Origin of the sequence: Streptomyces sp. NPDC017936, assembly GCF_044328485.1 — a bacterium.
Classification (GTDB): Bacteria; Actinomycetota; Actinomycetes; order Streptomycetales; family Streptomycetaceae; genus Streptomyces.
The window spans coordinates 81,168-92,184 of the sequence record NZ_JBIRHK010000028.1; the positions used below are offsets into that span (position 1 = coordinate 81,168).

The 11,017-nt window shown below is 70.0% G+C and carries 11 protein-coding genes and 1 tRNA gene; 3 read left to right on the forward strand and 9 right to left on the reverse strand.

The window, feature by feature from the left end; all coding sequences use genetic code 11:
• Positions 1 to 86 precede the first annotated feature (86 nt).
• The 9 genes from ACH4F6_RS38160 to ACH4F6_RS38200 all read right to left on the reverse strand — a co-directional run bounded on the left by ACH4F6_RS38160 (position 87) and on the right by ACH4F6_RS38200 (position 7,895).
• The gene (locus ACH4F6_RS38160; RefSeq protein WP_397965153.1) at positions 87 to 686 is read right to left on the reverse strand and encodes a hypothetical protein; all 600 of its coding nucleotides are present in this window, start codon (positions 684 to 686) and stop codon (positions 87 to 89) included.
• Positions 687 to 764: 78 nt separating this feature from the next.
• Positions 765 to 861: transfer RNA gene (locus ACH4F6_RS38165), tRNA-OTHER, on the reverse strand.
• Between the two features lie 258 nt (positions 862 to 1,119).
• The gene (locus tag ACH4F6_RS38170) at positions 1,120 to 4,401 is read right to left on the reverse strand and encodes a hypothetical protein (protein WP_397965154.1); all 3,282 of its coding nucleotides are present in this window, start codon (positions 4,399 to 4,401) and stop codon (positions 1,120 to 1,122) included.
• A gap of 77 nt (positions 4,402 to 4,478) precedes the next feature.
• On the reverse strand, positions 4,479 to 4,892 hold the full coding sequence (locus ACH4F6_RS38175) for a hypothetical protein (protein ID WP_397965155.1): 414 nt from the start codon (positions 4,890 to 4,892) through the stop codon (positions 4,479 to 4,481).
• 33 nt (positions 4,893 to 4,925) lie between these two features.
• On the reverse strand, positions 4,926 to 6,611 hold the full coding sequence (locus ACH4F6_RS38180; RefSeq protein WP_397965156.1) for a DEAD/DEAH box helicase: 1,686 nt from the start codon (positions 6,609 to 6,611) through the stop codon (positions 4,926 to 4,928).
• On the reverse strand, positions 6,608 to 6,916 hold the full coding sequence (locus ACH4F6_RS38185) for a hypothetical protein (RefSeq protein ID WP_397965157.1): 309 nt from the start codon (positions 6,914 to 6,916) through the stop codon (positions 6,608 to 6,610). The genes ACH4F6_RS38180 and ACH4F6_RS38185 overlap by 4 nt, the downstream gene beginning before the upstream one ends.
• Entirely contained in the window at positions 6,913 to 7,293 is a 381-nt protein-coding gene (locus ACH4F6_RS38190) for a hypothetical protein (RefSeq protein ID WP_397965158.1), read from the reverse strand. Before ACH4F6_RS38190 ends, ACH4F6_RS38185 begins: the two co-directional genes overlap by 4 nt.
• On the reverse strand, positions 7,290 to 7,634 hold the full coding sequence (locus tag ACH4F6_RS38195) for a hypothetical protein (RefSeq protein WP_397965159.1): 345 nt from the start codon (positions 7,632 to 7,634) through the stop codon (positions 7,290 to 7,292). Before ACH4F6_RS38195 ends, ACH4F6_RS38190 begins: the two co-directional genes overlap by 4 nt.
• A gap of 15 nt (positions 7,635 to 7,649) precedes the next feature.
• Complete coding sequence (locus tag ACH4F6_RS38200) at positions 7,650 to 7,895, reverse strand: hypothetical protein (protein WP_397965161.1); 246 nt, start codon at positions 7,893 to 7,895, stop codon at positions 7,650 to 7,652.
• A gap of 113 nt (positions 7,896 to 8,008) precedes the next feature.
• Here ACH4F6_RS38200 and ACH4F6_RS38205 point away from each other — a divergent pair, with 113 nt between their 5' ends.
• The 3 genes from ACH4F6_RS38205 to ACH4F6_RS38215 all read left to right on the forward strand — a co-directional run.
• Positions 8,009 to 8,212 (forward strand): helix-turn-helix domain-containing protein, encoded by a 204-nt coding sequence (locus tag ACH4F6_RS38205; protein WP_397965162.1) that lies wholly within the window; start codon positions 8,009 to 8,011, stop codon positions 8,210 to 8,212.
• Positions 8,209 to 8,691, forward strand: coding sequence for a hypothetical protein (locus tag ACH4F6_RS38210; RefSeq protein ID WP_397965163.1), 483 nt, complete (start codon positions 8,209 to 8,211; stop codon positions 8,689 to 8,691). Before ACH4F6_RS38205 ends, ACH4F6_RS38210 begins: the two co-directional genes overlap by 4 nt.
• A gap of 56 nt (positions 8,692 to 8,747) precedes the next feature.
• Positions 8,748 to 11,017: phage/plasmid primase, P4 family (locus ACH4F6_RS38215; protein WP_397965164.1), on the forward strand; the 2,270-nt coding region annotated here is incomplete at its 3' end.

An 11,017-nucleotide genomic window follows, 5' to 3' on the forward strand; every position in this document is an offset into this window, starting at 1 on the left:
ATGATGCACAAACGGGAAGACCCCCGGGAGCGCCCTTCCCGGGGGTCTTCCTATGGTGCCCTAGATCCGCTCAGTCACCGAACGGATCAGTTGCCGCCGAACGGGTCGACGGCCTGGCCACCGCCCTCGCCCTGCGCGAGGAAGTTGCCGGCCGCCTTGGTGTTCTGCTCGGCCGGGGTGTACTGCGCGACGTAGGAGTAGCTGAAGTACTTGCTGCCCGGGCGCTTGGTGTCCTGTCCGCGCTGCACCTTGAGGTAGGCGCCGATCTCGGGTGCCTGGTTCGGCTTGCCCGCCTCCCGCATGGCCTTGCCGACGGCGAACTGAAGACTTCCCTTGACGTACAGGGTGCGCACACCGTCGTCGTCGGGGAGCGGCTTCTCCACGTACCGGTTGGTCTCCCACGTGATGCCGGTCGGCTCACCCTGGAGTTCGATGACGAGCTGCTCGACCGGCTTGGCGGTCGCGGGGTTGCGGAGCTTGCTCTGCTCGACCTTGTCCCGGCCCTCCCAGAACAGCAGCTCCCCCGACTCCATGTCGGTCTGGGGCGCCATCCGCCAGGCGATGATCGTCCCCTCCACGGTGAACCCGGGCTTCGGGAACTTCGCGGCGACGGTGCCGCCGCCGAGGAACTGGGCGGCCTTCGCCGAGTCGGCGCTGAAGGGGTCGGTCTGCGGTGCAGTGGTCATGCCTGTGTCCTGTCTGCTGTGATCCTGTGATCCTCGCCGCCGGTGGCGGGGAGGGGGAGCCGGTGGTGCGAGGCTCCTGTGCGCGGCCGGGTCTCGAACCCGGATCTCCGAGGGTCTGTCCGGCACGGGGGTGAACCGGGGTCCTCGGGGCTCTGGCCAGTTGAGCTACCGCGCTTCCAGCGTTTTACGGCCGCCGCCAGACCCCGAGCCGACCGCCGATGTCGCGTTGTCGCCCCGAGGGCTGTATCGCTACGACGGTCGTCGTTGGGTCTTCCTGAGCCCCGGAGCCGAGGGGGGTTGGCCCCGGGGCGGTCACTGTGGAGTTGACCCGGGCGGGTTGTGACAGTACGTCACACAGGTGAGTTACGCCCGGAGTTGAAGCGTTCCGTGTGCTTTTATGATACCCGCTGGGGAGGTTTAATTAAACCCTCTCTCAGCCGGCCGGCTCTGCGAGTTTCTTCAACCGGTCCCGCATGACGGCGACCAGCTTGTCCACCTCCGCCTCGGGCAGGCCGGCCGCCGTGGCTTCCTGCCACACCGCCGACGCGTCGCCCCTGGACGAGACCGTCTGTGCCTTGTCCATCAGCGTGGGCGGGCGCACGGTCGTGCGGGAGACGACCGTGGCCTCCGGGCGCGACGGGGGCGCGTCCGCCTGAGACACCATCACCGGGGAGGCGAGGGTGCGGACGTTTCGCCAGGCCCTCACCCGCTCGCACAGCACGGCCGCGTTCCACCCGGACTCCAGGTCGATGCCGTACACCGTCGGCGTCTTCTCCGACTCCTTGTCGACAGGCAGGTGCACGACGACGCCGACGTCCAGCCTGACCTTGGCGTCCCCGAGCGGCTTGGGGTACCACTTCTCCTCGTGCCGGTCCCACCGGCCGGCGGTGTTCAGCCCCTGCGCGTAGGTGCCGAGCTGAATGGCGATCTCCTGCCACCCATAGTCCAGGTCCCGGCCGGTCTTCTTGTCGCCGATGACGTACTCTCCGGGCTCCAGCCGGACCTCAGTCCGGCCGATCTTCAGCAGTAGCGGCTTCGTGGCCCGGTAGCAGTTGTCACTGGTCCCCGCGACGCCGTACTGCTTGACGACCACCGTGAACTCGATGAGGTCCGCCACCGGCTCCAAGCCGGTCTCCTCCAGCAGCCGGATGTAGGTCTCCACCATCTCGCGGCAGTCCGGCGGAACCTGGTCCAAGATGCTGCGCGGCCCGCCGGGAGAGTGCCAGGCCCGGTCAGCCATCTCGGTGAAGGAGTGCATCGCGGTGCCGTCATTGGCGGCGACCTTGTCACCGGCCGCCGTCTTCAGCTCCGCCGTCAGCTCGTCCAGCAGTTTCTTGTCCTCCCGCACGTGCTTGCCGTGCGCCCGCCGGACGATGTCCGGCCGCATCGTCGCCCCGAGCAGACACATCCGCAGACCCCACTGGGACAGGGCGTAGGTGTCGCTGATCGACTTGGCGAACGTCGTGGACCGTGTCCACGCCTTCTCCTTGCCGGTGTCCGGGTGCGGGATCAGGTACCGGCCGTACCGGTCGCGCTTGGTCTCCTTCTCCCCGTGCGCGCCCGATCCGCCGGCGAGGAACTGCGCCGCCGCAGCGCTCTGGTCGGCCTGGCCCGTCGGGGCCGCCGGCCGGCCGCTCCCGAGGAACGCCGCTGCCGCACTCGCCTGGTCAGTCGTCACCGCAGCACTCCTGTCCCTGCCAGCCACCCTCGCCGTCGGCGCGGATGATGTCACCGATTCCGATTTCGGCGAAACAGCCGGAACACTCACCTTCGTACGCTGCGGGGAACCAGGGGCCGGGACCGTGGTCCGGCCGGTCGTTGTCGGCGTCGATGCCGCCGAAGAAGCGGGCCGCTGCGGCTGCGTCGTCTCGTCCGTGCACCCCGTGGTCTCCTGTTCCGTGGTCGTCTCGGTCGCCGGCTGCCCGGCGCCGCAGTAGTCGCAGAACGTTCCGCTGTGGCCGAACTGGCCGTCATCCGCGTAGATGTAGTGGTGACGGCAGTGCGTGCGCTCCACCGTCTCGTCGCTGTCGGGCAGTTCGCCCTTGCGCCCCTTGTACGGGCCGTCGATGACGACGGCGTAGACGATCTCTCCGACGGTGTCCGTCACGCGCATGACCACGCCGCGCCGGACGAAGTGATCGCCCACCTCCAGGTCACCGACTCGGACAGGTGCGTCGGCCGGAGCCGGCGCGCGCTCCACCATCTCGTTCGGGTTCTTCAGCTCGCCGGTGCGTCCGTCGTACGGGCCGCCGACAACGACCGCCAGAACCGAGGTGCTCGACTCCCGCTCGGTCAGCCGCATGAGCGTGCCGCGCCGGATGAAGTGGTCGCCCTCGTCCAGGTCCCCGAGGCGGACGCTGGGGTCGGGCCGTTCGGCCGCCGGGTCCTGGCTGTCGTCGTCCGGGCAACCGCAACCGGCCCGGTGCGTCTCCGGATGCGGGCAGTTGGGCAGCTCCGGGTCGGGGCAGCCCGGGCAGTCGTCCGCGTGCTCCGGGTCGTCGCTGTCGTCTGTGACGACGTGCGTCTCTTCGTCCCCGGAGTCCACCGCACCGCACAGGCCGCACCGGAGAATCAGCCCCTCCCCGTCGTCCTCCACGGGGTCGTTCTCAGTGAACCCGTCGGGGTGGGTGCACGGCATGCCGCAGGCGACGCACACCATTCGGCCGTCCTCCACGCCGAACACCCCGTCGGTGTGGTCGCACGGACGGCCGTCCTCGGTCTCGCCCTGCGGCAGTTTGCTCGCGGGCGGGGTGAACCAGCCCACGGCGTCGCAGTGCTCGCAGGCGGGGACCTCCCGGCCGTCTATGCTGAGCGTGTCCCGGAAGCCGTCCGGGTGCGTGCACGCCGCCTGCCGCGCGGCTTTCTCCGCGTCGACCCGCGCGGTGCACTCCGCACAGGCAACAACGCCGTGCGGCACGGACGTCCCGCAGCCGGGGCATCGGTGGTTGTCGGTGTTGCACTCGCCGCAGTACGGGCGGCCGTTCTTGCCCCGGCCGGCGATAACGAGCCCGGCGTCCGCGATGGCCATGAACCGCTCGGCCTCGGCCCGGGTGTCGTCGTCCATCGCGTCCAAGACCGTCCCGACGCCGCGCGTCTCCCGCGCCAGGGCCTCCGTCAGCGGCGTCGCCTTGAGCTGGTCGGCCATGGTCGGCTGCTGCACGGCCGCCGCGTCCACGCCCCACGGGGCCGCCGCCACAACAGCGTTGTTGGTCCCGGTGCGCGTGATGCTCTCGCGCGGCTCGGGCTTCGGCTCGGTGCCGTCCCCGTCGCCGACCGGTACGCCCGGCACGGCCGCGCCGTAGCAGGCGTAGCACTGGCCGACCGGCACGTGCTCGCACTCGGCGCGGAGGGTGGCCACCAGGCCGTCGGTCGTGCCGACCATGTCCGGGTACTGCCCGAGGGGGAAGTCGGAGCCGCCGGGGCAGGGCCGGGGCGTCGCCTCCGGGGTCAGGTGGCTGCGGGCCCGGCCGTTGCCGGTCAAGACCACGGGGTGCTTGCACAGGCGGCACTGGGGCTGGCCGGTCTCCATGTCCTCGGCGAGGGCGACGCCGGCCGCCGTAGCGGGCGGCTGCCCCGCACCCTTGCACTTGCGGCTGTCCGGGCCGGCCTGCCAGTCGGGGTTGTCGGTGAGGTGGTGGCGGACCGTGCCGTCCGCGTTGACGCTGCACTCCTTGCCGCACGTCCCGCACGGCCTGCGCTCAGGGGTCGACTGCATTGCGGTACCTTCCTGCTTCCTTGGTCAATGGCCTAACGGCCTGGTGGGGAGGGCCGCCGCAGCCCTCCCGTGTTGGGTCACTCGTCGGTGGTCTCGCGTGCCGTGATGAGTCCGTCCAGCCGCTCGGCGATGCGGTAGTCCTCGGACGAGCCAGACATGTAGAACGCACTGCGCAAGTCCTTGAGGGCGTCGAGGACTTCGGCCCTGATGGCGGCCGTCGTCACGGGGTCGGTCCCTGCGGCGGGCCGGTCCTCGAACGGGTTGACTGCCGCTGCGGCTCGCTGCTCGTCAGCTACGGCAGTGTCCGCCTCGTAAGCTGACTCGAAGTACGTTCCGGCCGCACTCGCCAGGGCGAGCGAACCGTCCGCTTCTCCTTGCCGAGCCTCCAACTGCATGTAGTTGGAAGAGGCATCGTCAGCCACCCGGCTCAACGTCTTCATCGCCAGGGTGATCTCTTCGCGGATGATTGTCCGCAGCATCGTCTCGTCCATTCCGTGGTCCTCGCTCCTGTCGGTTTAACTAAATCATACCCCGTTGTCGCGCGGCATCAAACGGTCCAGCTTGCGGGAGGCGAGGGTGGTTGCGTACAGGTCCGAGGCGAGACCCGCCCGGATGCCGTCCGGCACGGTGTGCCCGGCGTACCGCAGCAGGCCGACCAGTTTCGGGGACGCCGGCTTCCGCCGCCACGCCGCCGACTTGGTCATGTTCAGCGAGCTGCGGTCCGTGGCTTCTGTCTCCGCCCACGCCATGGCGATGCCGAGGTCCAGGCCCTCGTGCAGCCGCTCCCACCGCTCCCGCCCCGCGACGATGGCCTCGTACGTGGCCCTCGGGTTGACGTAGGCTACGTCCCACTTCTCCGGGCCCGCACCGGACGGCCAGAGCACGATCTCCCCACTGTCGCCCAGCGGGATGAACTGCACGCCCGCGTGGGTGCGCAGCCACGTGTACGCCTCGGAGCGGGAGAACAGATCGTGGTCCCGGTGGCGCAGTTCGAACCGCAGTGAGCCGGCCGGGACCTTGGAGTCCTTACGGGACTCCTCGCGCTCGTACGCTTCGGCCAGCGTCTCGCCGTCGCGCACCGTGCCCTCGAACCCCGGCTCGAGGTCCACCAGCGTGCACAGGCTCCCGCCCTCGCCGGCGAGGATGAGCACCAGCGCGTCCGTCTTGCCGGTGGCCGGGGAGGGCCGCAGGACACGGCCCACCATCTGGATGAACAGCGGCTGGGACTTCGTCGGCCGGGCGATCACCGCGCAGTCGGCGAAGGGGAAGTCCGCGCCCTCGGTCAGCACCATGCAGTTGACCAGCGTGCGGATCTCGCCGGTGCGGAACCGGCGGTAGATGTTCAGCCGCTCCTCGCGGGGGGTGCCGCCGTGCACGTACGCCGCGTCCCCCAGGGCTTCCGCCGTCGCCCGTGCGACCTCCACCGTCGGGGTGAAGACGATCGGGGAGCGGCGGCCGGCCGCGTGCTCCTCCAGCACCTTGCGGATGATCTGCGGGCCGCCGGCCTCCATCATCGCGTCACCCAAGTCCTTGGCCTGGTAGTCGCCCTTGGACCGCTTGACGTCGCCGAGGTGCAGGGTGTCCACGTCGACCAGCTTGGACGTCGCGTCCACGAGGTGGCCCCGGGACATGGCCCACAGCGGGGAGCGGGTGTAGACCGCGTCCTCCCACACGTCGCCGAGTCCCTGGCCGTCACCGCGCGCCAGCGTCGCCGTGAAGCCGACGGCCACCGTCGGGTCCTCGCCGTCCATCCCGCTGTAGCAGCCGAGCGCGGCAAGGATGTTGCGGTAGCTGACGGCCGCCGCGTGATGGCACTCGTCCACGATGACCAGGCCGATGCGGCCGCACTTCTCCTGCGAGTCGATGAGCCGGTGCAGCCGGGTCTCCCGGGCCAGGGTCTGCACCGAGCAGACCATGACGTCGGCGGCTATCTGGTCGTCTGCCGCCTTCACCTTGCCGGTGAACAGGGACGGCTCGGTCTGCTTCAGCTTGTCCAGCGTCTGGTCGGCCAGCTCGTCGCGGTGCACGAGGATGACCACCCGCGTCCCCTTGTCCGCCACGTGCTCGGCCGACATGCGGGAGAAGACGACCGTCTTGCCCATGCCGGTGGCCAGCACGACCGCCGGCCGCTGCATCCCGTCGGCCCAAGCCGCCTGCACGGCGTCGATGGCCTCGCGCTGGTACTCCCTGAGCTGGAGTGTCTGGCTCATGCCTCGTCCCTCCCCAGGGCGTTCAGAGCGGCGTCCACGCCGCGCTTCCATGCCTCGTACCCGCTGCGCGGAGCGCCGTCGGCCCGCAGGTCTTCCGGCACCTTCACGCCCCGATACGTCGCTCCGTAGCGGTCCTGCATGTAGGCCCTGGCCGCGCCGTCCTCCATGACGGAGCCGACGGCGTGGCCCTGGCCCTCCAGGTCCCGCGCCCGGCTGTACGCATGGTCGCGCGTCATGGCCGCCGTCAACTGCTCGTGTCCGTCCGAGTCGGTGTAGAGCACGCGATACAGGTCTGTCCCGCTCATCCCTCGCCCTCCGTCGCCTTCAGCAGCCGCTGCGCCTCGCCATCAGCACACAGCGGCGGCGGGTAGTCGTGGGTCAGGCAGGCACCCAGAGAGTCGGATTCGCAGGGCTTGGTGTCGGCCAGTGCCAGCAACAGGGGCACGGCCGCGTTCAGCGCGGCATCCGCGCCCCGGCTCCACCACCCTGCCTCGGGCTGGTCCCAGTTGGGCCGCAGCACCTCCGGGACCGGGATGCCTCGGTACGCCTGCGGGCCGTCGGTGGGCGGCGGGGGCGTCTTGGAGGTGCGCGCATGCACCAGCACGGCCAGCCGGTCCAGTTGTTCCGGGCTGAGCGAGTCGAGCAGGTCCCGCAGCCTGCGGTCGATGTCGGCGGCGCTCACGCTGCGGTCCTCTCGTCGCTCAGGACTTCCGCGCCGGGGCGGAACGCCGGGTAGAGGTACAGGCCCCACGCGTACCGTGCAGCGTTGGACGCGGCGTTCACGCTGTAGTCGTGGGCCGTGATCAGGTGCTCCCAGAGCCGGGCGAAGCCCTCGCCGTCCACGGGGCCGCCGTGAGGGAAAGGCTCCGTGCAGCCCAGGGACGGGCAGTACGCGATGCCGACCGACAGTCCGGCGGCCCGGCGCAGGCCGCGCAGGGTGTCCGCAGTCGGGGACTGCGGGGCGACTATGTCGGAGCCGAACAGGTTCAGCGTGGCCGCGTAGGCGGCCTCTTCCTTGGTCATGGATCCGTGATCCTCTCAAGCAGTGCGCGAATCGACGAACGTGCACCTCACGCAGATGACGGTCAGGTCCGTGAAGTCGCCGTAGCCTCGCGCCCGGTTGTACGCCACCCACTCGTCGAACATGCGCCGTCCGGCCGCCTTGGCCTCGGCGCGGTTCTCGGCGTCGAGCGTGAACCGCGTGGAGGTCTGATCCCGTCCGCCGGCGCGGTAGTCCACCAGGACGTTGTACGAATTGACGAGTTTGGGCGTTTCCTTGGTCATTGTTCCGTGGTCCTCTCGAACACGCCGTTCACCGGGATACCTACCCACCGTGTAAGCGTGTGTAAACGAGGGTATCATCGGGACGCACACTTACACCTCGTCAGGGAGCAGAGATGGTCGATTTTGTGACGGTACGCCAGGCGGCGGACATCGCCGGGGTGGCCCCGGGGACGGTCTACCGGTGGCTGTACGACGACGCGATCCCGCTGACCCGGCACAAGACGGCCAACGGCCGCGTGCGGGTGGAACGCAAGGAGCTGGACGCCTGGCAGGCCGCGCGCAACACGCCGGTGCCCGTGAGGGACGAGGCGTCATGACCGGCGCCGGCCCGGTCATCAAGGCGATAGAGACGAAGGCGTTCGGGTGCGCTTTCCGCTCCCGCACCGAAGCCCGGTTCGCCACGTTCTGTCAGACCGCCGGCATCCCGTGGGAGTACGAGCCCGAGGGCTACCAGCTCGAGCGGGGCTGGTACCTGCCGGACTTCCGGATCCGGCCCGAGTGGGCCTCTGACCAGGTGTGGGTGGAGATTAAGCCGCCCAGCGATACATTCGACGACCCACGCTGGGGGGAGCTTGCCCGATGCAGCGGGATGATCGTCCTCGTGCTGCGTGGCCTGCACCGAAGGAGCGATTCCTGCGGGCGCGACCACACGGTGCGGGTCTGGCACCCCGAGGGCGTCGTCGCCGACGTCCACCGCCTGTGGACCGGGGCCCGGTTCGCCCCGGCGTGGGACGCCGCCTCGGCGGCCCGGTTCGACAGTCGGCGCCCGGCCGGCCGGAAGGGGAGGAGAACGTAAGTGCCCACGTCGCCCCACCAGACCAAGGAAGCACGGACCATGGAAGCAGGAAGCGCATGACCACCTACGTGGACACGAACCCGGGGCAGGTGTCGGACCACCACGCGGCAGAGCTGGACGCCAGCGAGATCAGCCCCGAGCACCGCGACGCGCGCGGCTACGAGACCCTCTACGGCACCGCCGAGGACCGCGCACGCCTGCGCGAGGAATCCATCCCGGTGTGGGCCTGGCGCGAGGAGAGCGCCTTCCCCGGGCTGCTCATCCCGATGTACCGGGTGACCGGTGAGCGCATCGGCGCCCAGTTCAAGCCCGGCCGGCCGCAGCCGCACGGTGAGAAGACCGTGAAGTACGCCACCCCCGTGGCGACGAAGCCCCGCCTGGACGTCCCGCCCCTCGTCGCCGGTTCCGTCCGCACGGTCACGACCCCGCTGTGGATCACCGAGGGCGTGAAGAAGGCGGACTCCCTCGCCTCCAGGGGGCTGGCCGTCGTCGCCCTCTCCGGCGTCTACAACTGGCGCTCGAGGCTGGGCACCCTCGGCGACTGGGAGGACATCCCGCTCAAGGGGCGCACCGTCGTCATCTGTTTCGACGCCGACGCCCGGCACAACCGGATGGTGCTGGGCGCCATGCGCCGGCTGGGCATGTGGCTGGAGTCCAAGGGCGCGGCGGACATCCGCTACCTGATCGTCCCGGAGAAGGTGGAGGAGCAGGCGGTCAAGGGCGTGGACGACTACTTCCACGCCGGCGGAACCCTAGAGGGCCTGCGCGACGCCGCCACCACCGAGATGCCCTCGGACAACACCCGCGACGCGGCGTTCTCCGATGCCGTCCTCGCCGACACGGTGTGCTCCGAGGCGCTGGACGGCCGCTACCGGTGGGCCTCCGGGCTCGGGTGGATGCGCTGGGACGGCAAGGTGTGGACCGAGTGCACCGACGCCACCGTGCTCGAGGACATCCGCCAGTGGGCCCTCGCCGGGTTCCAGCGGGTGCTCGACAGGCAGCGCGCCGAGCCGGGCAAGGACTTCCGCAGCGAGATGGACGGCTGGCGCGGGTCCCTCCAGGCATCCAAGCTGGGCAACCTGCTGAAGCTGAGCAAAGGCATCCTGGAGTCGTCGGCCACCGATTTCGACTACGACCCCGACGCGATCAACTGCCAGAACGGCATCCTCAACCTGCGCACGGGCGTCCTGGAGCCGCACGACCCGGACCGGCTCATGACGAAGATCACCGGGTGCGACTACATCCCGTCGACGTTCCACCCGGACTGGAAGCAGGCGCTGGAAGCCGTCCCCGACGCGGTGCGCGAGTGGTTCCAGATCCGCATGGGCCAGTCGATCACCGGTCACACCCCGCCGGACGACATCATCCTGGTCTGCCAGGGCGGCGGCTCCAACGGCAAATCCACGATCATGGACGCCATCGCCAAGGCGGCCGGCAAGCGAGGCGGCTACCACACGGCCGTGGCCGACCGGGCCCTGCTCGGCAACGCGAGCGACAACCACCCCACCGAGATGATGGACTTCCTCGGTGCGCGCCTCGCGGTGCTGGAGGAGACCCCCGAGACGAAGAAGCTGGACGTCACCCGGGTGAAGAAGCTGGCCGGTACGGACCAGATCACCGCGCGCAAGATGCGGCAGGACAGCGTCACGTTCACGGCGACGCACAGCCTGGTCATCAACACCAACCCCCGGCCGCTGGTGGAGGAGTCCGACCACGGCACGTGGCGCCGCCTCGCCATGCTGTGCTTCCCGTTCACGTACCGCAAGCCGGGGGAGGCGTGCACGGGGCCGAACGACCGCCCCGGGGACCTGAACCTGCGCCAGCGCGTGAAGACGGACGAGCGGGTCGCAGAGGCCGTCCTGGCCTGGCTCGTGGACGGGGCGCGCAAGTGGTACGCGGCCGACCGCATCATGCCGCCCGTGCCCCGCCAGGTGGAGGAGGACACCCTGGCATGGCGCCGGGAGTCCGACCTGGTGCTGTCGTTCATCGGCGACGTGCTGGCGTTCGACTGGGGCGGCCACGTGAAGGCGCGGGAGCTGCACGACGTCTTCAACCAGTACATCACCGACAAGGGCCACCGGGAGTGGACGGACCGGACGTTTACGGCCCGATTCGGAGGCCACGACGAGTGCACGCGGAACGGAGTGGAGCGGAAGAAGATCCGGGCCCGCGACGGCCTGTCGACGCTGGAGTCCAGCACCCCGAACCAGGTGAACTACTACGCCTGGCTCGGGGTGCGCTTCCAGGACCCCGGCGAAAAAGACGAGGTCAACCCGGGCGGGGGTGAAGGTGTACCGCCTGTACCCCCTACTCCGGTTAACGGTGA

Bases quoted from the DNA above. Each gene is read 5' to 3' on its own strand.
- ACH4F6_RS38195 (WP_397965159.1), bottom strand. From the start codon at position 7,634: ATGACCAAGGAAGAGGCCGCCTACGCGGCCACGCTGAACCTGTTCGGC.
- ACH4F6_RS38160 (WP_397965153.1), bottom strand. From the start codon at position 686: ATGACCACTGCACCGCAGACCGACCCCTTCAGCGCCGACTCGGCGAAG.
- ACH4F6_RS38175 (WP_397965155.1), bottom strand. From the start codon at position 4,892: ATGGACGAGACGATGCTGCGGACAATCATCCGCGAAGAGATCACCCTG.
- ACH4F6_RS38185 (WP_397965157.1), bottom strand. From the start codon at position 6,916: ATGAGCGGGACAGACCTGTATCGCGTGCTCTACACCGACTCGGACGGA.
- ACH4F6_RS38205 (WP_397965162.1), top strand. From the start codon at position 8,009: ATGGTCGATTTTGTGACGGTACGCCAGGCGGCGGACATCGCCGGGGTG.
- ACH4F6_RS38170 (WP_397965154.1), bottom strand. From the start codon at position 4,401: ATGCAGTCGACCCCTGAGCGCAGGCCGTGCGGGACGTGCGGCAAGGAG.
- ACH4F6_RS38200 (WP_397965161.1), bottom strand. From the start codon at position 7,895: ATGACCAAGGAAACGCCCAAACTCGTCAATTCGTACAACGTCCTGGTG.
- ACH4F6_RS38180 (WP_397965156.1), bottom strand. From the start codon at position 6,611: ATGAGCCAGACACTCCAGCTCAGGGAGTACCAGCGCGAGGCCATCGAC.
- ACH4F6_RS38210 (WP_397965163.1), top strand. From the start codon at position 8,209: ATGACCGGCGCCGGCCCGGTCATCAAGGCGATAGAGACGAAGGCGTTC.